At 56.5% G+C, this 20,578-nt stretch carries 19 protein-coding genes and 3 tRNA genes; 5 read left to right on the top strand and 17 right to left on the bottom strand.

The window, feature by feature from the left end; all coding sequences use genetic code 11:
* Positions 1-65: 65 nt before the first annotated feature.
* The 3 genes from AACX99_RS08405 (at position 66) to AACX99_RS08395 (ending at position 2,269) form a co-directional block, all read left to right on the top strand.
* A complete protein-coding gene (locus AACX99_RS08405; protein WP_339410950.1) occupies positions 66-614 on the top strand; it encodes a sigma-70 family RNA polymerase sigma factor in 549 nt (182 codons plus the stop codon).
* Entirely contained in the window at positions 611-1,324 is a 714-nt protein-coding gene (locus AACX99_RS08400) for an anti-sigma factor (protein ID WP_339410948.1), read from the top strand. Before AACX99_RS08405 ends, AACX99_RS08400 begins: the two co-directional genes overlap by 4 nt.
* Positions 1,325-1,477: 153 nt before the next feature.
* Positions 1,478-2,269, top strand: a complete 792-nt coding sequence (locus tag AACX99_RS08395) for a DUF4394 domain-containing protein (RefSeq protein WP_339410946.1) — start codon at positions 1,478-1,480, stop codon at positions 2,267-2,269.
* A 41-nt stretch (positions 2,270-2,310) separates the two neighbouring features.
* Here AACX99_RS08395 and AACX99_RS08390 read toward each other — a convergent pair whose 3' ends face one another.
* The 5 genes from AACX99_RS08390 to AACX99_RS08370 all read right to left on the bottom strand — a co-directional run bounded on the left by AACX99_RS08390 (position 2,311) and on the right by AACX99_RS08370 (position 7,420).
* The gene (locus AACX99_RS08390) at positions 2,311-3,093 is read right to left on the bottom strand and encodes a dienelactone hydrolase family protein (protein WP_339410945.1); all 783 of its coding nucleotides are present in this window, start codon (positions 3,091-3,093) and stop codon (positions 2,311-2,313) included.
* A gap of 104 nt (positions 3,094-3,197) precedes the next feature.
* On the bottom strand, positions 3,198-5,105 hold the full coding sequence (gene htpG / locus AACX99_RS08385; protein ID WP_339410944.1) for a molecular chaperone HtpG: 1,908 nt from the start codon (positions 5,103-5,105) through the stop codon (positions 3,198-3,200).
* An 87-nt stretch (positions 5,106-5,192) separates the two neighbouring features.
* Positions 5,193-6,446 carry an MFS transporter gene (locus tag AACX99_RS08380; RefSeq protein WP_339410942.1) on the bottom strand — a complete coding sequence of 418 codons (1,254 nt, stop codon included), beginning with the start codon at positions 6,444-6,446 and terminating at the stop codon, positions 5,193-5,195.
* Between the two features lie 54 nt (positions 6,447-6,500).
* The gene (locus AACX99_RS08375; protein WP_339410941.1) at positions 6,501-6,947 is read right to left on the bottom strand and encodes a PaaI family thioesterase; all 447 of its coding nucleotides are present in this window, start codon (positions 6,945-6,947) and stop codon (positions 6,501-6,503) included.
* On the bottom strand, positions 6,944-7,420 hold the full coding sequence (locus tag AACX99_RS08370) for a PaaI family thioesterase (protein WP_339410940.1): 477 nt from the start codon (positions 7,418-7,420) through the stop codon (positions 6,944-6,946). The genes AACX99_RS08375 and AACX99_RS08370 overlap by 4 nt, the downstream gene beginning before the upstream one ends.
* Positions 7,421-7,568: 148 nt before the next feature.
* Here AACX99_RS08370 and AACX99_RS08365 point away from each other — a divergent pair, with 148 nt between their 5' ends.
* Positions 7,569-7,853 (top strand): hypothetical protein, encoded by a 285-nt coding sequence (locus tag AACX99_RS08365; protein WP_339410939.1) that lies wholly within the window; start codon positions 7,569-7,571, stop codon positions 7,851-7,853.
* Positions 7,854-8,004: 151 nt separating this feature from the next.
* The gene (locus tag AACX99_RS08360) at positions 8,005-8,295 is read left to right on the top strand and encodes a hypothetical protein (protein WP_339410937.1); all 291 of its coding nucleotides are present in this window, start codon (positions 8,005-8,007) and stop codon (positions 8,293-8,295) included.
* A 58-nt stretch (positions 8,296-8,353) separates the two neighbouring features.
* On the opposite strand, the gene AACX99_RS08355 is transcribed toward AACX99_RS08360, so the two are convergent.
* From AACX99_RS08355 to AACX99_RS08300, 12 genes are all read right to left on the bottom strand, one after another.
* Positions 8,354-8,746 (bottom strand): MAPEG family protein, encoded by a 393-nt coding sequence (locus tag AACX99_RS08355; protein ID WP_339410936.1) that lies wholly within the window; start codon positions 8,744-8,746, stop codon positions 8,354-8,356.
* Positions 8,743-9,477, bottom strand: a complete 735-nt coding sequence (locus tag AACX99_RS08350; protein WP_339410935.1) for a DUF599 domain-containing protein — start codon at positions 9,475-9,477, stop codon at positions 8,743-8,745. Before AACX99_RS08350 ends, AACX99_RS08355 begins: the two co-directional genes overlap by 4 nt.
* 113 nt (positions 9,478-9,590) lie before the next feature.
* Positions 9,591-10,904 (bottom strand): branched-chain amino acid transport system II carrier protein, encoded by a 1,314-nt coding sequence (brnQ, locus tag AACX99_RS08345; RefSeq protein WP_339410933.1) that lies wholly within the window; start codon positions 10,902-10,904, stop codon positions 9,591-9,593.
* Between the two features lie 653 nt (positions 10,905-11,557).
* Complete coding sequence (locus tag AACX99_RS08340; protein WP_339410932.1) at positions 11,558-13,435, bottom strand: SurA N-terminal domain-containing protein; 1,878 nt, start codon at positions 13,433-13,435, stop codon at positions 11,558-11,560.
* A 219-nt stretch (positions 13,436-13,654) separates the two neighbouring features.
* Positions 13,655-13,927, bottom strand: a complete 273-nt coding sequence (hupB, locus tag AACX99_RS08335; RefSeq protein ID WP_010490206.1) for a nucleoid-associated protein HU-beta — start codon at positions 13,925-13,927, stop codon at positions 13,655-13,657.
* A 136-nt stretch (positions 13,928-14,063) separates the two neighbouring features.
* Positions 14,064-16,457: an endopeptidase La gene (gene lon / locus AACX99_RS08330; RefSeq protein ID WP_339410931.1), complete on the bottom strand. Its 2,394-nt coding sequence runs from the start codon at positions 16,455-16,457 to the stop codon at positions 14,064-14,066.
* Positions 16,458-16,606: 149 nt separating this feature from the next.
* Entirely contained in the window at positions 16,607-17,887 is a 1,281-nt protein-coding gene (gene clpX / locus AACX99_RS08325; protein ID WP_339410930.1) for an ATP-dependent Clp protease ATP-binding subunit ClpX, read from the bottom strand.
* A gap of 111 nt (positions 17,888-17,998) precedes the next feature.
* Positions 17,999-18,634 carry an ATP-dependent Clp endopeptidase proteolytic subunit ClpP gene (gene clpP / locus AACX99_RS08320; RefSeq protein ID WP_090241800.1) on the bottom strand — a complete coding sequence of 212 codons (636 nt, stop codon included), beginning with the start codon at positions 18,632-18,634 and terminating at the stop codon, positions 17,999-18,001.
* Positions 18,635-18,725: 91 nt separating this feature from the next.
* On the bottom strand, positions 18,726-20,036 hold the full coding sequence (gene tig, locus AACX99_RS08315; protein ID WP_339410928.1) for a trigger factor: 1,311 nt from the start codon (positions 20,034-20,036) through the stop codon (positions 18,726-18,728).
* Positions 20,037-20,163: 127 nt separating this feature from the next.
* Positions 20,164-20,248: transfer RNA gene (locus AACX99_RS08310), tRNA-Leu, on the bottom strand.
* Positions 20,249-20,300: 52 nt separating this feature from the next.
* Positions 20,301-20,376, bottom strand: a tRNA-His gene (locus AACX99_RS08305).
* Positions 20,377-20,408: 32 nt separating this feature from the next.
* Positions 20,409-20,485: transfer RNA gene (locus tag AACX99_RS08300), tRNA-Arg, on the bottom strand.
* Between the last annotated feature and the right edge of the window lie 93 nt (positions 20,486-20,578).

Raw genomic sequence — 20,578 nt, 5'->3', positions numbered from 1 at the left:
GACATCCAAAGCGCAGGTGCTCGGGTATAACCCTTGGCACGCTCATATATTCAGGAACCCTGTGCATGGCGCAGCCGCTGTTTGATTACGAAAGCCATCTGGAAGCCTGTGCCCAGCAGAATGAACGGGCATTCCAGGCGCTCTACCAACAGGAGGCCGCACAAATGCTTGGGTTGGCCATCACCCTGCTCGGCCGTCGTGATCAGGCTGAGGACTGTGTGCACGATGCCTTTGTGCAGATATGGCGCAATGCCCAGCGCTTTCAACGAGCCCTTGGCAGCGGCCGAGCCTGGATCCACAGCATCCTGCGCTACCGCGCGCTGAACCAGCTGCGCAGCCGTGGCCGCACGGTGGAGATGGATGATGACTTTATCGAGCGTGCTGCCGACGACAACCCGCAGGCCGCCGAACTGTTCGAACAGCAAAGTGAAGAGCAGCAACTGCGCCGTTGCCTACAGAGTATCGAACGCAACCGCCGTCACCCGATTCTGCTGGCCTTCTACCGCGGCCTGACCCATGAACAAATCGCCAACCGCCTGACCATCCCGTTGGGCACCATCAAAGGCCGTATTCGCGCAGGTTTGCGCGCCCTGCAGGAGTGTTTGCAAGCATGATTACGCAGCAACCTGCCGAACGCCGAGCATTGATCGGCGAATACGTCCTGGGCCTGCTTGATGAAGCCGAAGCCGCTGAAGTGCGCGAGCTGATTGAGCACGACAGCGAAGCCGCGCAAATGGCCCTGCAGTGGCAGCAGCACTTTCTTGAGTTAAGCGACCAATTGCCGCCACAGACACCCTCAGCGCAATTATGGCAACGCCTGCAGGACAGCCTCGGTCTGACGCCAGCCGTCAGCCACGTCGACAGCTGGCTGGCCTGGTGGCAGAGCCTGACCACCTGGCGCCTCACCAGCGCCGCCCTGGCCTTTGTCCTGATCATCGCCGTGCTGCCTGATCTATGGCGCACTGATACTGCCGCCAACAGCTACACCGTGGTGCTGCAAGCGCCAGGTGAAGCAGCCAAGCCAGGTTGGGTGGTGCATGTCGACGGCACTGGCGGCTTGCGTTTGCAACCATTGCTGGACGATCAGATTCCGGCCGATCGTTCTGTGCAGTTCTGGACGCTGGTCGATCCAGCCATTGGCCCGCGCTCGTTGGGCCTGGTCGAACCGGGTAAGCCGCTGCAACTGTCTGCCGAACAGATTGGCGCAGTACAACCCGGCCAGCTGTTCGAACTGACCCTGGAACCAGCGGGCGGCTCGCCGAAAGATCGGCCAACCGGCAAGGTGCTGTATATCGGTCGCGCGGTAATGGCTTCAGTCAACTGAGGCCATTTCTAAAAAACTGAATTTATTTTCAGGCGACGACATCCAAACGTTCTCTCGTGGGTATAGCTATCAGGTGTTTCATCGAGGCACCTGCAAGGCTGGCCTAGGCCGGTCTTGCATCGATGCTGGATAACCACAGATGAGAGAACGCATATGAACAGGCTCAATACCCTGCTGACCGCTGCCGTTACCACTGCCACCCTCAGCCTTACCGCCGGCACTGCCAGCGCAGCGACCCTACTGGCCCTGGGCGCAGACGGTCAGCTGTTCAAGATCGACAGCACCAGCCAGAAAATCACCGTTACCATGTCAGCCAACAGCCCAAGCCCGCTGCGCGGTATCGATGTGCGCCCGGCCAACGGCATGCTCTATGCGCTGGGTAGTGACCATCAGCTCTACACCCTGGACCTGGCCACTGGCGCAGCCAGCAAGGTCGCCAGCCTGAACAAGCAACTGCCGGGCAGCGGTCAGGCGGTCATCGACTTCAACCCGGTGGCTGACAAAATGCGCATGCTGGCCGCCGACGGCACCAACTTCCGCGTCAATGTCGAAACCGGTGAAGTAACGGTCGATGGTTCAGTGGCCTACGCCGCTGACGGCGCCTATGCAGGCAAAAGTGCACAAGTGGTGGCCGGGGCCTACACCAACTCCTATGCCGGCACCCAGGCGACGTCGTTGTACAACGTCGACCTGGCCAGCAGCAGCCTGATGCTGCAAAACCCGCCAAATGATGGCATCCAGCAAGTGGTTGGCATGGTCGCCGATGGTCTGAAAAACGCCGCGATGGACATCGCCAGCGACGGCAAAGGCGGCAATACCGCCTACCTGCTGACCGGCACCACACTGCATACCCTGGATCTGGCCACTGGTAAGCCGACCACCCTGGGTGAGATCGCAGACCTGCCGGGCAATATCATTGATATTGCCGTGCTGCCCAACATGTAAGTCCGGATGCGGGAGGGCCATCCGGCCTTCCCGTTCACGGTTTATTTGGCAAAGGTTTCATCGAACAGATTATCCATGGCCTTGAACGCACGAGCTGCCACCAGCGGGTGGTACTCATTGCGCCCCGGCACAGTAGCCTCTGGGTTGGTGAAGGAATGCACGGCACCGCCATAGCTGACCAGTTGCCAATCGGCTTTCGCCGCTTTCATTTCCGCGACAAAACCATCGACCTGGCCCTGCGGCACCGCTGGATCATCCGCGCCATGCAGCACAAGGACCGGCGCCTTGATGTTTTGTGCATCACGCGGATTAGGCGTATCGAGGTTGCCATGGAATGACACAAATCCTTTCAGATCGGCACCCGAACGGGCCAGTTCCAGTACAGCCCCACCACCAAAGCAGAAACCGATAGCGCCAAGCCGCGCGGTATCCAATGCCACCTGCCCGGCCTGCGCTTTGAGCACCTCAACAGCCGCCTGCGCCCGCTTGCGCATCAACGGTCTATCGCTGCGCACCGTCGTGGCCGCTACCTTGGCTTCATCGGCATTAGTCGGGCGAATAGCTTTGCCGTACAGGTCGGCAACGAATATGACGTATTTATCAGCAGCCAGCAGCGCGGCCTTGGTTGCCGCGTTTTCATTAACGCCCATCCAATTAGGCACCATCAGCAGGCCCGGACGCGGCGTAGTGAACGCATCGTCATAGACCGCCAAGCCTTCGAACGCTTCGCCGTCAATTTCATACTGCACCGGCTTTACCACCACGGCTGCTTCGGCAGCACCAACCAAACCGGCCAGCGCCAAGGGTAAAAGTGATTTTTTCATCGCCCCAAATCCCTCTTGAATGAGTAGTCATCAACAGTAGCGCCTGTGCGCGTTGCGCCAAGAAAAAAGCCCGCTTGCGCGGGCTTAATTGTTTACGGCACGTGTCAGGCAGACAGCTCGACCAGCAGCTTGTTCAGCCGCTGCACATAAGCGGCCGGATCTTTCAGATTGTCCCCTGCGGCCAAAGCAGCTTGATCGAAAAGGATATGACTGAGGTCGGCAAAACGATCTTCGTCCGCCTCGCCATCAAGCTTCTCGATCAGCGGGTGGCTCGGGTTGAATTCGAAGATAGGCTTGGAGTCCGGCACCTTCTGCCCGCTGGCTTCGAGAATCTGGCGCATCTGCAGGCCCAGGTCCTGTTCACCAATGGCGAGAATGGCCGGCGAGTCGGTCAGGCGGTGCGAAACACGCACCTCGGCAACCTGCTCACCCAGCGCAGTTTTCAGACGCTCGACCAGACCTTCTTTGGCCTTGGCGACTTCTTCCTGAGCCTTCTTGTCTTCTTCTGAATCCAGCTTGCCGAGATCCAGGTCGCCACGGGCGACGTCGACGAAATGTTTTCCGTCGAACTCGGTCAGGTAGCTCATCAGCCACTCATCGATACGGTCCGTGAGCAGCAGCACTTCGATGCCTTTCTTGCGGAACACTTCCAGATGCGGGCTGTTCTTCACCTGAGCGTAGGACTCGCCGGTGAGGTAGTAGACCTTGTCCTGACCTTCGGCCATGCGCGTGATGTACTCGCCCAGGCCAACGCTCTGCTCGCCATCTTCGGTACGGGTGGAAGCAAAACGCAGCAGACCGGCGATCTTCTCCTTGTTGGCGAAGTCTTCGGCCGGGCCTTCCTTGAGCACCTGGCCAAAGTTCTTCCAGAAGCTCTTGTATTGCTCAGGCTCGTTCTTCGCCAGCTTTTCCAGCATATCCAGCACGCGCTTGGTCAGCGCCGACTTCATCGAGTCGATGATCGGGTCTTTCTGCAGGATTTCACGGGAGACGTTCAGCGACAGATCATTGGAGTCAACCACGCCTTTGATAAAGCGCAGGTATAGCGGCAGGAAGGACTCGGCCTGATCCATGACGAATACACGCTGCACGTAGAGTTTCAGGCCGCGTGGCGCTTCACGCTGATACAGGTCGAACGGCGCCCGGGCCGGGGTGTAGAGCAGTGAAGTGTATTCCAGCTTGCCTTCGACCTTGTTGTGGCTCCAGGAAAGCGGGTTCTCGAAATCGTGACCGATGTGCTTGTAGAACTCCTGGTATTCCTCGTCCTTGATCTCGGTACGCGGACGGGTCCACAGGGCACTGGCACGGTTGACGGTTTCCCATTCAACCTCGGCAGGCGCCGCCTCACCTTCGGCAGCGGTTTGCTCCTTAGGCAGTTCAATCGGCAGAGCGATATGGTCGGAGTACTTCTTGATGATATTGCGCAGACGCCAACCATCGGCGAACTCGTCTTCGGCCGCTTTCAAGTGCAGGACAATACGGGTGCCGCGCTCGGCTTTTTCAACCGTGGCAACTTCGAACTCGCCCTCGCCCTTGCTCGACCAATGCACGCCTTCGCTGGCCGGGCTACCGGCGCGGCGGCTGAACACGTCAACCTTGTCGGCGACAATAAAGGCCGAGTAGAAACCCACGCCGAACTGGCCGATCAGGTGTGAGTCCTTCTTCTGGTCGCCCGTCAGGTGCTGCATAAAATCAGCGGTGCCAGACTTGGCAATGGTGCCCAGGTGGGTGATGGCGTCTTCACGGCTCATGCCGATGCCGTTGTCTTCGAGGGTGACGGTCTTGGCGTCCTTGTCGAAGCTGACGCGGATTTTCAGCTCAGCGCCGCCCTCGAGCAATTCCGGCTTGGCCAGCGCTTCGAAGCGCAGCTTGTCGGTGGCATCCGATGCGTTGGAAATCAGTTCGCGAAGGAAGATTTCCTTGTTCGAATACAGCGAATGGATCATCAGATGAAGCAGCTGCTTCACCTCGGTCTGGAAGCCCAGGGTTTCTTTTTGAGTTTCCACACTCATGCTCTCTTACTCCACGTTGTTGACGAAGCCGCAGTGCGGCGGATGTCATACAGGTGGGGGCATGTTGCGGGATTTCAAGTGCTTGGCTTAGGGCTCAAGCAACTCGATACGGGAAATCTCTTCCGGCAGCAGGCTGTAACTGACTTCGCCTTGTCCGCTCATACGCTGACGCAAGATAATCCGCCCGTCCTGATCAATACCGTGGAAACGGCCCTCGGCACTATTTCCACGCTCGGTGGCGGCACGCATGCTGAGGTTCTGATAGCGGCTGGGGTTGCGCAGCAGGCCATCGAGACTGAAACGCACGCGGCGATCCAGGGGCCGGCTAACTCGCTCTGGAACAACCGCTGCTACAGCCGCAGGCTTATCGTCGGTAACGGGCGGAGCAAGCGTGCTAGGCAAAGGCGGAAAGCTATCGGCCGCGACCTGCCAGCCACGTTTATCCTGTTTCTGCAGAAGGATTGGCAACTGCTGCAGCTCACCGTTGATCCGCGCCTGGACGTTCAGATCGAGGCTCTGCAAGGGAAAGTTCAGGCTGCCGATAGGTTGCAGTTCCACATCGCGACTGGCAAAACGGCGCTCTAAATAGTCCTGAATCACGTGAGTGATGGTATCGACCGAGTCGAACTGACGATCCACTTTATCGCCCTGATAGCGCAGGCCATTGCTGAACAGCTCAAGCTCGCCACTCAAGGTGGTTTTGAACTGCGGCGGCAGCACCAAATGGAAATCACCGGCCAGTTTGTTCTGCCCAACCGGCTGCAGGTCCAGATGCAGGGTGTAACCACGACTCAATCGCCGGGCCTCGGGTAATTCCTGCTCAGGTAATAACCAGCTGATTTCAACCTCCGGCAGTATGCCTTTGTCAGCAGGCAGCACATCAACCCGCACCGGCCCCTTTTCGACTGACGGCAAACGTATCACCAGCTCGCTCTGGGCGAAGAAATCCTGACCTTCGCGCAAGCTCAGCACGCCATTGAGCAGCTCCGCCTGTTGCGGTGCAAATGGCCGGCCATTCAATTGACCGCGCAAATTGATGGCCAACTCGGCGGGCACTGGCACCTCTGGTTTAAGCCACTTGAAACTGAGGATGGCTTCCAGACGCTGGGCGTCATGGCTGGCCAGCAACGTCAGACCAACCACCAGCGGAATGACCCCCAAGCCAGCCAGCGCTATGGCCGGCCGCGCCGAACGCCAATGGCGCAACACATACAGCAAGGTGAATGGCGGCAAGAAACTGGCCCAGCCCCACAGCAGGCTGGTAGCAAAGGCTCGCATCACCAGCCAGACCAAACTGGCGAGTATCAGCAGCAAGCCACCCAGGATCAGCAGCGCATCCATTCAATATTCCTTAGCGATGGTTAAACGAGTGGTTATTCGCCAGCCCGGCTTACCTCAAGGCTCATCGACCTTAAAGTGCGCCCGTGCGGTGGCAATCGGCTCGGTCTGGTTAGTTTGCCAGGCGGTGATGGCTACGTTTGCGACCCTACGACCCTGCCGCCAAACCTGGCATTGCACGAAGGTGTCACGATAATGGCCAGCGCGAAGGTAATCTATCGAGAAGTCGATGATTTTCGGCAAATGTGGGATACCCATGAACATCAGCAGGTGCAGCATCGCCGAATGCTCCATAAAGCCGGCAATCACTCCACCGTGCAAAGCCGGCAAGGTCGGGTTGCCGATATTGTCTTGGTTGGCTGGCAGCCGAAACACCATGTCATCGCCGAGGCGCAAACACTCAATGCCGAGCAATTTGGCGTAGGGAATCAGGCTGATCAACGGGTCGTAATTCTTCTGCTCATGGGCTTCACGCACCAGTTGGTTGAGATTCAGCGTACTCATTGGCCACCTCCCTGAGCGCTTGCGGTAACTAACTTGGCGCTTTGCACATGTTTACCCATGCGCATAAACGCACCGACCACATGAGCAATCGGCTCATCGGGGTTGTCCTGATAGGCGTAGCCACGCGTGAAGATGATGTTCTCGGTTACCCGGTAGCACTCGGCAAAGCCAAATACATCCTTGCCCGGCTCGGCCGGGCGCATGTAATCGACGCGCAGGTCGAGGGTCGGGCAGATCTCAAATTCAGGCAAGACGCACACGGTGGAGATGCCGCAGGTGGTATCCATCAGTGTGGTGATGGCGCCGCCGTGGATCACTCCGGTTTCCGGATTACCAACGATTTGCGGACTGTAAGGCAAACGCAAGGTCAGGCCCTCGGCGGTTGCATCCTGCACCTGCAGGCCCAGCACCTGGCAATGGCGCAATACCGAGAGGAAGCGCTGGGCGCGCTCTAGAACAGGGTTGGTGCTCATCATGAAGCCTCGAGATGCCTAGTAAAACCGCGCATGATAACCCTGAGCACCCATGAGCGACACGTTGGGCACGGCTCACGCGAACTGAACTTATTGGCGCTTGATTCTCTCGAAAAAATGCAATGGCATTTTTTCCAAGGAGAACATCATGCAGAAAACAGTTGCTTATGCCTTCATGCTAGCCGCCACATTGGGACTTGCCGCGTGCGACAAACCTTCTGAGGATGCTCGCGAGGACGCACGCGAGGCACAATCGGAAGCACAGGAATCGATGAACGACGCGGCCGAGCACAAAAAAGAGGCAGCCAAACTAGAGGCTGAAGCCGCTCGGGAGCGCGCTGAAGAAAACCGCGAGGAGACAGAGGAAGCGTACGAGGCGGATGATACGCCCCCAGCGGCCCCAGTCACTCCGCCCCCTGCGCCGACGAATTAAACCAACCAGTGACGGTTACTAATTCGCCTAGCCCACGGCCTACCCGTGGGCTTTGTTTTTTTGCAGCCAGGAACTTCGTTTCGCTTGATCGCTCCAAGTAGCACGGACGAGGCTACATGCCATCATCCGCATCACACATGGAGACGTAACCGTGCCAAAACCATTTACCTACGCCCTACTTCTCGCCGCAATGCTCGGCCTTGCAGCTTGCGAGAAAACCCCAGAAGACAAAGCAGAGTCAGCTAAGGAATCCGCTGCTGAAGCCATCGAGTCCATGGGAGATGCCGTTGAAGAAACCGGCGAAGCCATCGAGCAGAAAGCCGATGAAGTAATGGGCACTGAGCCAACCACCGGCGAGAAAATCGAAGACGCTGCCAATGATGCAGCCGATGTCATCAGCGATGCTGGCGATGAAGTCAAAGATACTGTTGACGGCCAATAAGCCTTCCAGCTGAAACAAACAGGCCCGCTTACTGCGGGCCTGTTTGTTTATCGCACCATCAAAGCGCCGGGGTAAGCATCAACAGCAGGCTGCACACCAACCCAACCACCCAGACCACACTGCGCTGCCAATGTAGGTCAGCCCAGTAGAAAAACAGATAGAACACTCGCGCCACCACAAAGATCACGGCTAATACATCTACCAGAACGCCGTGGGTACTGGTCACATGGGCCATCAGCACACCTACGGCAAACAGCGGAAACGCTTCAAAGCTGTTCAGGTGCGCAGCCAAAGCGCGCGCGCCAAAGCCCGTCAGACGCGCTTGCTGGGCGCGCGGATGGTGGTTGTCGTAGTGGCCATCGCCCTCCTTCGCCATGGCCTTGGCCAGCGGGGCCTTGGCGATGAAAATCAGTAGTGCGCTGATAAAGATGCACCAAAATGGAATGCTCATTCGCTTTTCTCCTTGGGCGATTCGAATGCCGGGGTTTGGGTATAGACCATCACTTCCAGTACATCAGAATGAAACTCACGGCGGTACAACACCAATACCACACCCGCACTGACCAACATGAAAAACCATGGATTGATAAACCAGGACAGGGTCGCCATGCCGAAGTAGTAGGCACGCAAACCCTGGTTGAACTGGTTGGCGGCCATCGAGATCACCCTCGCAGTACGCTCGGCAAAGGCTTTACGCTCCTGCTCAGTCACATGCCGCTCACCCACCATCGGCGCAGAGCCGACCAGCACAGCCGCGAAATTGTACTGACGCATGCACCAGCTGAAAGTGAAGAAGGCGTAAACGAACACCACCCCCAGGCACAACAGTTTGACCTCGGACAGTTCACGGCTGGCAGCCTGCACAAAAGGCAGATCGGCCAGTAGCGAAACCGCCCGATCAGAGGCGCCGAGCACGGTGAGAATACCGGCGAGAATGATCAGCGTGCTGGAAGCAAAGAACGAGGCGTTGCGCTCCAGGTTGCCGATCACGTTGGCATCGGCGATGCGGTTATCGCGCAACAGCATGCGGCGCATCCAGTCTTCACGATACAGGTGCAGCACACTGGCCAGGCAAGGCGTGGTGCGACCCTTTGCCTGGGCATAGCGGGTGTAGCCGGCCCAGCAGACGACAAACCAGAGAGCGGCGAGCAGATGTGGCAGGTAGTGGTCACTGATTGACATGCAAACTCCTTGTTAACCTGCGCCGATTATAGACAGGCCTAGCTTTCAACTGGCCAACAAAAAGGCCGCTCAGTGAGCGGCCTGGGGAAAACAGCAGAGGCTATCAGCAGCGCTTAGGCTGCGGCGGTTTTCGCGGCACCCAACGCGCGATCTACCACAACAGCCAAGGCTAGAGTCAGCAGCACTGGCAATAGCCAACCGAGGCTCTGGTCTGCCAATGGCAATTGACTGAAGAAGCTTGGAATTAGCGCTTTGCCCCCAGCGGCAGCAACACCATCAACCAGGCCAAAAACCAAGGTTACGGCCATCACCGGACGGAATACCCGCGCTGGTGAACACCACAGATTATCCAGCAGGCTCAGCGCTACCAGCACGATGGCCAACGGATACAAACCGACTAGCACAGGAATAGAGAAACTGATCAGCTGAGTCAAACCTTGGTTCGCCACCAGCAGGCTGAACACACCGAAGGTGATCACGACCGTGCGGTAGGAAACCGGCAACAGGCCGCTGAAGAACTCACCACAGGCAGTCAGCAAGCCCACAGCAGTGGTCAGGCAGGCCAGGGTAATAACCACTGCCAGCAGCATGCTGCCGGCAGTACCGAAGGTGTGTTGCACATAGGCAGTAAGAACTTGCACGCCATTCTGCGCTTCACCGGCAATCCCCTGACTGGTCGCGCCAAGGTAGAACAGCGCCAGATACACCAGCGACAGACCTACTGCGGCGATCAGGCCGGCAATCACTGAATAACGGGTAATCAGCTTGCCGTCGGTCACACCATGGTCACGAATCGCAGTGGCGATCACGATGCCAAACACCAGCGCACCGAGGGTATCCATGGTCAGGTAACCCTGTAGGAAACCCTGCACAAATGGCGTGTTCTGGTAGTCAGGCGCAACGTTCCCGATTTCCCCAGCAGGAACTAGCAGCGCGGCACCCCCCAAAACCAAAAGCGCCGCCAGCAGCACAGGAGTGATGTACTTGCCGATGCGGTCAACCAGTTGTCCTGGATTGAGGGACAGGAACATCACTGCGGCAAAGTAGGCCAGGGTATAGAACAACAACGCCGTACTGCTATTACCGCTGAATGGTGCTACGCCCATTTCGAACGACACCACCGCCGTTCGCGGCGTGGCAAATAACGGGCCGATAGCCAGATAAACCGCTACAGCAAACAGCACACCAGCGCGCTTGCCCAGCGGCGCAGTGAGCAGCGCCATGCCACCACCGACGCGCGCAAGGGCAACAATGGTTAGCAGCGGCAAACCGACGCCCGTGAGTAGAAAGCCCAATGCCGCCAGGCCGATGTTCTCACCCGCTGCCATGCCGGCGCTGGGCGGAAAGATGATGTTACCGGCGCCCAGAAACAGCGCAAACGTCATAAAGCCGAGGGCCAGGAGATCTGAGCCTTTCAAACGAGTCATAGAAGGGAATACCACAGGCAGAAAGTTGGAAGTTGAAAACCGAAAGTTCCGAGGGGTTTCCCGGTGGATCGGGGGAAACGTCACCTAGCCGGTTAAGCGAGGCCACTACAGCACCTGGAACCGCTTGTGGCGGAGCAGGCGTGAATAGTTGCAAGCCTAACGAAATAGATGCGGCAACGGCACTGACACAGGTCAGGCTGTCGGACTGGTGAAAAAAGCTGTCGCATCGGCAACAGTTCACCCGGCATGCCTAGGCTTGAAAATAGCTTTATACCTTGCAGATAGGCCGATGAACGCCAAAGCGCCTGACGCGCAGCATCGGCGGGCCTTCTTTCTCGGTACATGTGAGGGCGTCCCTGCTGCAGAATGTTCGCCCTTAAGTGCCATAGCACTCCTAGAGCCTTCTCTGAACAACGGCAGCGGATTTAAAGGCCTAGGAGCCATCCTCAAAGTTCGCTTCACACTTTGCCCATTTGGATCTTCGTAATTTCAAAGCCGGAGGTGTAAATCCGATGCGGACGGGCTACAGACATAAAAAAGGCCGCTTAATTAAGCGGCCTTTTCTCCGTTGCCATCCATGGCAATTACCCTACGGGCCGTCGCTGTGCGACGTTACAAGTGACGTCCTGCCATTCTTTATGCCGTGACATCGATCAGAAACGCTCGATATCCGCTGTCTCTTCTAGCTGCTTGCGGAACGCGGCGAAGTCCTGCTGACCAACGCGCGAGGCGAGGAAGCGGCTGTACATAGCCTTGTCCTCTTCCGACAGCGCTTGCTCCGGCTGGCTCACGCCATTGAGGCGGATAACCACGTAATCACCGTTGGCCAGGCTGATCCCGGCGAAGGTCGGCTTGTCGGCCGTTTCAGGCTTGGGCATGCGGAACAGCGCTTGCAGTACCGCTGGCTCAACGCCTTCCTGACTGCGCGTTGCAGCCTCGACAACCGCCCAGCCCTGCTTAGCATCGGCTTGAGTAACCGGCGTCTGGCCGTCACGCAGAGTCGTCAACTGCTCTTCACCCTTGGCTTTGACAGCTTCGCTCGCGCGAACCTTGGTCAGCTGAGCACGAATGCTATCGGCGACTTGTTCAAGCGGCAGTTGCTCAGGCTTGTTGTGCTCTTTAACGCGCACCACCACCACCGTGTTCGGATCAAGCTCAATCACACTGCTGTTGCTGCCGTCTTCAAGTACTTCATCACTGAATGCCGCTTGAATCACTTGACGATTAGCCGTCAGTCCTTCAAGGCCACCCTGACGACCGAAGGCTTCAGTGGTCTTGACCTGCAGGCCCAGTTCCTGAGCTGGCTGGGCCAGGTCCGACGCTTCAAACGCGGAGTCTTCGAGGTCTTTGGATACTTCGACAAAACGCTGCTCAACCTGGCGCGCCTTGAGGTCGCGCTGCAGTTTCTCCTCCAGGCTGGCGAAGCTAGGCACTTCCGGTGCCTGTACGCCCAGAAGCTTGATCAGGTGCCAACCGAAGTCGCTACGTACGGGAGCCGACACAGCATTTTCGTCCAGCGCATACAGCGCTTCTTCGAAAGCTGGGTCATACACGCCAGGACCGGCAAAGCCCAGATCACCACCCTCACCTGCCGAACCCGAGTCATCGGAGACTTCTTTTGCCAGCGCGGCGAAGTCTTCACCCTGCTCCAGGCGCTTTTGCACCGCGACCAGTTTAGCCTGAGCTTGTTCGTCATTCAGCTCATCGCTCACTTCAACCAGAATATGCGCGGCACGGCGCTGTTCGGCGAGATTGGCGATCTCACTCTGATAAGCGCTTTGCAGTGCTTCATCAGTGACGTCAACCTGATCGAAGAAGGTATCCTTCTTCAGCTCGACATACTCCAGCACTACCTGTTCAGGGCTCATAAACTCGCTGGCTTGAGCTTCGTAGTAGGCCTTGATGTCGTCATCACTAAGCGTGACCGCGTCAAGATCAGCCTTGAGGGTTAGGGTCGCAAAGTCGCGGGTCTGCTTTTCAAGAGCGGCAAAAGCTTGCACCTGAGCATCAGTCACAAAACCACTGTTAGCCAAGCCTGCGCGTAGCTGGCCAATGAGCATTTCTTCCTCAAGCATCCGGCGGAACTGCAAGCGGCTGTAGCCCATCTGACGGATAACCTGATCGAAGCGCTCAGCATTGAACTGGCCATCGACAAGAAATTCAGGCGTTTTCAGGATCAGCTGATCCAGCGCCTGTTGCGAAAAGGCGAACTTGGCGTCTTTGGCGCTATCGAGTAGCAGGGTGCGCTCAACCAGGCCATTCAGGGCGGCTTCACGCAGCAACTTCTCATCCAGCAGGGAAGCATCGAAGTCGCGCCCCAGCTGTTGCAGCAACTGACGACGCTGCATCTCGACAGCCTGATTGAGCTCGGCGGAAGTGATTTTTTCGCCATTCACCTCAGCGGCATTCTGGCTGTTGCTGGTGCTGGTAAAAATGGCATCCACACCCGTCAGCGCGAGCAGCGCGACTATGATGCCGATGATGGTTTTGGCAATCCAACCCTGTGAATTGTCCCTGATGTTTTGCAGCATGCGTCCCCCAGAACGACTGTACAAATAAAGCAGTCGCGCAGTGTGGGTAAAATCCGGATAGAAGAAAGGCGCATCAGTGGATGCGCCTTCTCGTAACTGGCGAAGCGGATCGAACTCAAGCAGCTGATTCGTCGTGCTCAGCACAATGTGATTGGCTGAGCATCCCGCCCCGCATCAGATCAGCCATTAACTGATCTGCTGGGCAAAACCGAAAGAGGCTTAGTTGACAGCGTCTTTCAGAGCTTTACCGGCTTTGAAGCCTGGAATCTTGGCAGCAGCGATGCTGATTGGGTTACCAGTTTGTGGGTTACGGCCAGTGCGAGCAGCACGTTCTTTAACAGCGAAAGTGCCAAAGCCAACCAGTACTACGGAGTCACCAGCCTTCAGAGCGCCAGTTACGGATTCAATTACTGCGTCCAGCGCACGGCCGGCAACAGCTTTTGGGATATCAGCAGATGCAGCGATGGCATCGATCAGTTCCGACTTGTTCACTCTTAAGTCCCCTTAATTTCTGTTGAGTTTATTTCTTGCTTTTAAATGTAAGCGAAGCTGGTGCGGAGAGCCTGCTGACACGATAAGAGCCGCTTTATAACAAGGGCTCTAAAAATGTGTCAAGAAACCCCTCCGGCTAATGCGTGCTAATTCGCTCCTTGGAATCAGTCTCGCGTTTTTCATCCTTTGCAACCATGGGAGCCGCATCAGGCAAGGGCTCCGGGGCGTATTGCAGCGCAATTTGCAGGACCTCGTCAATCCATTTAACCGGTTTAATCTGCAGGTCTTGCTTAATATTCTCAGGAATCTCCTTCAAATCGCGCACATTCTCTTCTGGAATGATCACGGTTTTGATTCCACCGCGGTGAGCAGCAAGCAATTTTTCTTTTAAACCACCAATGGCTAATACCTGACCACGCAGGGTGATCTCACCGGTCATTGCCACATCCGCACGAACGGGTATCTGCGTCAGGGCTGAAACCAGCGCCGTGCACATGCCAACGCCTGCGCTGGGGCCGTCTTTGGGCGTCGCCCCTTCCGGCATATGGATATGAATATCCTGCTTCTCATAGAAGTCCACAGGGACACCTAGGCTCTTGGCCCGACTGCGTACAACCGTCTGCGCTGCCGTGATCGATTCCAGCATCACATCACCGAGCGAGCCAGTTTTGATTAGCTGGCCTTTACCAGGAACCACAACCGCCTCGATGGTCAACAATTCTCCGCCAACCTGGGTCCAGGCAAGACCTGTGACCTGCCCGATTTGATCCTGCTGTTCGGCCAATCCATAGCGGTGCTTGCGCACGCCGAGGAAATGCTCGAGCGAGTCGGCCGTCACAGTGACCTGGAAGCGCTTCTCAGTGGAGTGCTCCTTGACCACCTTACGGCACACTTTGGCAATTTGCCGCTCCAGACCGCGCACGCCGGCCTCGCGCGTGTAATAGCGAATGATGTCGCGAATCGCCGCATCTTCAAACACCAGCTCAACCTTCTTCATGCCGTTGGCCTGCACCTGCTTAGGTGCTAGGTATTTGATCGCAATATTGATTTTCTCGGCTTCGGTGTAGCCCGGCAGACGAATCACCTCCATACGATCTAGCAACGGCCCCGGAATATTCATCGAGTTAGCCGTGCAGAGAAACATCACATCGGACAGGTCGTAGTCGACCTCCAGATAGTGATCATTGAAGTTGTGATTCTGCTCTGGGTCTAACACCTCAAGCAGCGCCGAGGCCGGATCACCGCGCATGTCCTGACCCATCTTGTCGATTTCATCGAGCAAGAACAGCGGATTGCGCACGCCAACCTTAGTCATTTTCTGAATCAGGCGACCCGGCATGGAACCTATGTAGGTGCGACGGTGACCCCGGATTTCGGCTTCGTCGCGAACCCCACCGAGCGCCATGCGCACAAACTTGCGATTGGTCGCACTGGCAATCGACTCAGCCAGCGAGGTTTTCCCCACACCAGGCGGGCCAACCAAACAAAGCACTGGCCCTTTGAGCTTCTTCACCCGTTTCTGCACTGCGAGGTACTCAAGGATACGTTCCTTGACCTCCTCCAGGCCGTAGTGATCGGCATCAAGTATGCTTTCAGCGCGCGCCAGATCCAGGCGCACCTTGCTCTGCGCCTTCCACGGCACATTGACCAACCACTCAATGTAGGAGCGCACCACCGTCGCCTCAGCAGACATTGGCGACATTTGCTTGAGTTTGTTCAGCTCGGTATTGGCCTTGGTCTGCGCTTCGGCAGTCAGATCGGCATTCTCGATGCGCTTTTTCAGCTCATCGAGTTCGTTATGACCGTCTTCGCTGTCGCCAAGCTCCTTCTGAATGGCCTTCATCTGCTCATTCAGGTAGTACTCACGCTGGCTACGCTCCATTTGCTTCTTGACCCGACCACGAATGCGCTTCTCAACCTGCAGCAGGTCGATTTCGGCATCAAGCAGCGCCAGAACATGCTCAACACGCGTAGCCAGATCGGTAATTTCCAGAATTTCCTGCTTCTGCTCAATCTTCAGCACCATATGTGCAGCCATGGTGTCGACTAACCGGCCCGGCTCATCAATGCCGTTGAGCGAGGCCAGCACCTCCGCAGGCACCTTCTTGCCAAGCTGAACGTACTGTTCAAACTGGCTGAGCAGGCTGCGGGTAAAAACCTCAGACTCACGTTCGGCAGCATCGACCTCGTCAATTAGCTGCACTTCAGCCCGGCAATGGCCTTCGGCCTCGATAAAGCGCTCAATCTCGCCCCGCTGCTCGCCTTCAACCAATACCTTGACTGTGCCATCCGGAAGTTTCAGCAACTGCAATACCGTGGCGACGGTGCCAACACGGTAGAGACCCGCTTCATCTGGATCATCGTCGGCAGGATTTCTCTGCGCGAGCAGCAGAATCTGCTTCTCACCCAGCATCGCAGACTCAAGGGCTTCGATGGATTTTTCACGCCCGACGAATAACGGAATGACCATGTGCGGATAGACCACAACATCGCGTAACGGCAGGAGAGGCAATTCGATGGTTGTCTTCATGATTTCGGCTCTACGGCGGCCATACGGCCGTAAACAGATGGGATGACCCTTGGCCTTAAGATGGGGGCAGCCCCAACAAAAAACAAGCGCTGGCGCAGCAAAAGCAAAGGGGCCCGCAGGCCCCTTGCTTTCAACATATTACAAAACGGCTACGCGTCAGGCGCAGCCTTGGCTGGCAACTCGTTATTCTCATAAATGAGCAACGGCTTTGAGGAGCCATCAATAACGCTTTCATCGATAACCACCTTGCTAACGTCGGACTGCGACGGAATCTCGTACATGGTGTCGAGCAGGACACCTTCGAGAATCGAACGCAGGCCACGAGCACCGGTTTTACGCTCAAGCGCCTTGTGGGCAACCGACTTCAACGCATCTGGGCGAAACTCCAGCTCAACCCCTTCCATCTCGAACAACTTGCCATATTGCTTGGTCAAGGCGTTCTTCGGCTCGGTCAGAATTTGCACCAATGCTGCTTCATCGAGCTCATCCAAGGTAGCGATAACCGGCAGACGACCGACGAACTCTGGAATCAGGCCAAACTTAACCAGATCGTCGGGCTCAACCGCACGCAGTGAGTCGCCAACTTTCTTGCCCTCTTCCTTGCTGCGAACCTCGGCACTGAAACCGATTCCGCCCTTGGTCGAACGGCCCTGAATGACCTTTTCCAAGCCTGAAAAAGCACCACCACAAATAAATAGAATATTGCGCGTATCAACCTGCAGAAATTCCTGCTGCGGATGCTTACGGCCACCTTGCGGAGGAACAGATGCAACAGTCCCTTCAATCAGCTTGAGCAGCGCCTGCTGCACGCCCTCCCCCGATACATCCCGAGTAATCGATGGGTTGTCGGACTTGCGCGAAATCTTGTCAATTTCATCGATGTAGACTATGCCCATCTGGGCTTTTTCTACATCGTAGTCGCACTTCTGCAACAGCTTCTGAATGATGTTTTCGACATCCTCCCCTACATAACCGGCTTCGGTCAGGGTGGTGGCGTCAGCGATAGTGAAGGGTACGTTGAGCAAACGCGCCAGCGTTTCAGCCAACAGGGTTTTACCCGAGCCTGTCGGACCGATGAGCAGGATGTTGCTCTTACCTAACTCAATGTCATCTTTCTTATCGCGCTGGTTGAGACGCTTGTAGTGGTTATAAACCGCTACAGCCAAAATTTTCTTCGCGCGCTCCTGACCAATGACGTACTGGTCAAGGATGCCGCTGATTTCCTTGGGGGCAGGCAATTTATGCGCACTGCTCTCGGCCTGGGCTTCTTGCACCTCCTCACGGATGATGTCATTGCACAGGTCTACGCACTCGTCGCAGATGAAGACCGAGGGGCCGGCAATTAATTTGCGCACTTCATGCTGGCTTTTGCCGCAGAAGGAGCAATAAAGCAACTTGCCGTTGTCCTCGCCGTTGCGGGTGTCAGTCATTCGTTCGATCCAAATCCGATAGGCTTGCAACACAAGATGAAGGCTTATGCGGGCTTTTTCAAGCCCGCCGGAGGCCGGAAACGCCGCTCCGCCCTATTTGAGCTGCTTATATTACGCGGGGCGCTTTTCAATCACTGCGTCGATCAACCCGTACTCACGGGCGGCTTCGGCACTCATGAAGTTATCACGATTGGTATCACGCTCGATTTCTTCTAGGGTGTGCCCGCTGTGTTTGGCCATCAGCGTATTGAGACGCTCGCGGATAAAGAGGATTTCCTTGGCGTGGATTTCGATGTCCGACGCCTGCCCCTGGAAACCACCCAGTGGCTGGTGAATCATCACGCGCGAGTTCGGCAGGCAGTAACGCTTGCCCTCTGCACCAGCGGTCAGCAGGAATGCGCCCATGCTGCATGCCTGACCAATACAGGTGGTCGAAACGTTAGGCTTAATGAACTGCATGGTGTCGTAGATCGACATACCCGCAGTCACCGAACCGCCGGGCGAGTTGATGTAAAGATGGATGTCCTTGTCCGGGTTTTCCGCTTCAAGGAACAACAGTTGCGCACAGATCAGGTTGGCCATGTAGTCCTCTACAGGACCTACCAGGAAGATCACTCGCTCTTTGAGCAGGCGCGAATAGATGTCATAGGCGCGCTCACCGCGAGCCGACTGCTCAACAACCATAGGAACCAAGCCGCCAGCGGCTTGGATATCAGGCATTTGCTGCATAAAAGGATTGCGGGACATGCGTGCACTCGCTCCCTAAATAGTCATGTCACAAATACGCATAAGCCAGCACGGAGGCTGGCTTATGACGTGTTCGAACGAGGTAAAGAAATCAGGCGGCTTGTGGTGCTTCTACCGGCTTGACAGCTTCTTCGTACGAGACCGCTTTATCGGTCACGTTGGCCTTCTGCAAAACAGTATCTACAACTTGCTCTTCCAGTACAACCGAACGCACTTCGTTCATTTGCTGGTCGTTTTTGTAGTACCAGGCAACAACCTGCTCAGGCTCTTGGTAAGCAGACGCCATTTCCTGGATCATTTCGCGAACGCGCGCATCATCCGGCTTCAGCTCACACTGCTTGACCACTTCAGCCACAACCAGACCCAGCACTACACGGCGCTTGGCTTGCTCTTCGAACAGCTCAGCTGGCAGCTGCTCAGGCTTGAGGTTGCCACCGAACTGCTGAACCGCCTGCACGCGCAAACGATTCACTTCATTAGTGATCAGCGCCTTAGGCACTTCGATCGGATTGGCAGCCAGCAGGCCGTCCATCACCTGGTTTTTAACCTTGGATTTGATGGCCTGGCGCAGTTCGCGCTCCATGTTCTTACGCACTTCAGCGCGGAAGCCTTCCAGGCCACCTTCTTTCACGCCGAACAGGGCGAAGAAGTCATCATTCAGCTCTGGCAGCTGAGGTGCCGCGATGCTATTGACGGTGACGGTGAACTCGGCAGCTTTGCCAGCCAAATCCAGATTCTGGTAATCAGCCGGGAAGGTCGGGTTGATTACGCGCTCTTCGCCAGCCTTGGCGCCCACGAGGGCCTCTTCAAAGCCTGGGATCATGCGACCAGAGCCGAGGACCAGCTGCGTGCCCTTGGCCGAACCACCTGCGAAGGCTTCGCCGTCGACCTTGCCAACGAAATCGATGTTCAGTTGATCGCCATTCTCAGCAGCGCGCTCGGCAGCCTCGAAACGGGTGTTCTGCTTACGCAGGATTTCCAGCATGTTGTCGACGTCGGAGTCAGCCACGTCAGCCTGCAGGCGCTCGATGGCGATAGAGTCGAAACCGGCAACGGTAAACTCTGGGAATACCTCAAAGGTCGCAACGTATTCCAGATCCTTGCCTTTCTCGAACGACTTCGGCTCAACAGCCGGAGCGCCGGCAGGATTGAGCTTCTGCTCAACAACGGCTTCGTAGAAAGTGGATTGGATCAGATCACCCAGCGCTTCCTGACGCGCAGCATCTTCATAACGCTGACGGATCACGCTCATTGGCACTTTGCCAGGACGGAAACCAGGGACCTTGGCACGACGGGCAGTCTGCTGCAGACGCTTGTTGACCTCAGTCTCGATGCGCTCAACAGAGACGCCAACGGTCATACGGCGCTCGAGAGCAGAGGTACTTTCAACAGAAACTTGCATGGATAATCCTCGTTGCACAGACATAAGCCGGCCGCTTGCCGGCCCCTAATCAAGGGCATGCATTCTAGAGGGTCGATTTGCAGAAGTCACCCTAGATGCAGGCGGCAAACGGGAGGGAGCTAAAAGATGGTGCGGACGGAGAGACTCGAACTCTCACGCCTTGCGGCGCTGGAACCTAAATCCAGTGTGTCTACCAATTCCACCACGTCCGCGTGGTAAAGCTTTATACAAAAACGCCAGGAATTAACCTGGCGCTTTGGAATATGGGGTGGACGATGGGGATCGAACCCACGACAACAGGAGTCACAATCCTGTGCTCTACCAACTGAGCTACGCCCACCATATTGCATTGCTTGAGCCAAGACCGCCAAATGGCACGCCCGGCAGGACTCGAACCTGCGACCATCCGCTTAGAAGGCGGATGCTCTATCCAGCTGAGCTACGGGCGCCTATCCATCTGCAAATGCAGACTTAAAGCTTTCGGCTTCGGAAAAAACTTTGCAGCTTCGACCTTTGCCGTCTTACCCAGCGACTGGCTGTGC

It is taken from the genome of Pseudomonas sp. EA_35y_Pfl2_R5 (assembly GCF_963970805.1).
Lineage (GTDB): Bacteria > Pseudomonadota > Gammaproteobacteria > Pseudomonadales > Pseudomonadaceae > Aquipseudomonas.
Note: the sequence above shows the minus strand (reverse complement) of the source record. Positions and strands in the feature narration are given on the sequence as shown.

Bases quoted from the DNA above. Each gene is read 5' to 3' on its own strand.
- clpX (WP_339410930.1), bottom strand. From the start codon at position 17,887: ATGACTGACACCCGCAACGGCGAGGACAACGGCAAGTTGCTTTATTGC.
- AACX99_RS08355 (WP_339410936.1), bottom strand. From the start codon at position 8,746: ATGAGCATTCCATTTTGGTGCATCTTTATCAGCGCACTACTGATTTTC.
- AACX99_RS08340 (WP_339410932.1), bottom strand. From the start codon at position 13,435: ATGCTGCAAAACATCAGGGACAATTCACAGGGTTGGATTGCCAAAACC.
- AACX99_RS08350 (WP_339410935.1), bottom strand. From the start codon at position 9,477: ATGTCAATCAGTGACCACTACCTGCCACATCTGCTCGCCGCTCTCTGG.
- AACX99_RS08400 (WP_339410948.1), top strand. From the start codon at position 611: ATGATTACGCAGCAACCTGCCGAACGCCGAGCATTGATCGGCGAATAC.
- AACX99_RS08365 (WP_339410939.1), top strand. From the start codon at position 7,569: ATGCAGAAAACAGTTGCTTATGCCTTCATGCTAGCCGCCACATTGGGA.
- AACX99_RS08380 (WP_339410942.1), bottom strand. From the start codon at position 6,446: ATGGATGCGCTGCTGATCCTGGGTGGCTTGCTGCTGATACTCGCCAGT.
- AACX99_RS08375 (WP_339410941.1), bottom strand. From the start codon at position 6,947: ATGAGTACGCTGAATCTCAACCAACTGGTGCGTGAAGCCCATGAGCAG.
- AACX99_RS08395 (WP_339410946.1), top strand. From the start codon at position 1,478: ATGAACAGGCTCAATACCCTGCTGACCGCTGCCGTTACCACTGCCACC.
- htpG (WP_339410944.1), bottom strand. From the start codon at position 5,105: ATGAGTGTGGAAACTCAAAAAGAAACCCTGGGCTTCCAGACCGAGGTG.
- AACX99_RS08370 (WP_339410940.1), bottom strand. From the start codon at position 7,420: ATGAGCACCAACCCTGTTCTAGAGCGCGCCCAGCGCTTCCTCTCGGTA.
- AACX99_RS08405 (WP_339410950.1), top strand. From the start codon at position 66: ATGGCGCAGCCGCTGTTTGATTACGAAAGCCATCTGGAAGCCTGTGCC.
- AACX99_RS08390 (WP_339410945.1), bottom strand. From the start codon at position 3,093: ATGAAAAAATCACTTTTACCCTTGGCGCTGGCCGGTTTGGTTGGTGCT.
- brnQ (WP_339410933.1), bottom strand. From the start codon at position 10,904: ATGACTCGTTTGAAAGGCTCAGATCTCCTGGCCCTCGGCTTTATGACG.
- clpP (WP_090241800.1), bottom strand. From the start codon at position 18,634: ATGTCCCGCAATCCTTTTATGCAGCAAATGCCTGATATCCAAGCCGCT.
- tig (WP_339410928.1), bottom strand. From the start codon at position 20,036: ATGCAAGTTTCTGTTGAAAGTACCTCTGCTCTCGAGCGCCGTATGACC.
- lon (WP_339410931.1), bottom strand. From the start codon at position 16,457: ATGAAGACAACCATCGAATTGCCTCTCCTGCCGTTACGCGATGTTGTG.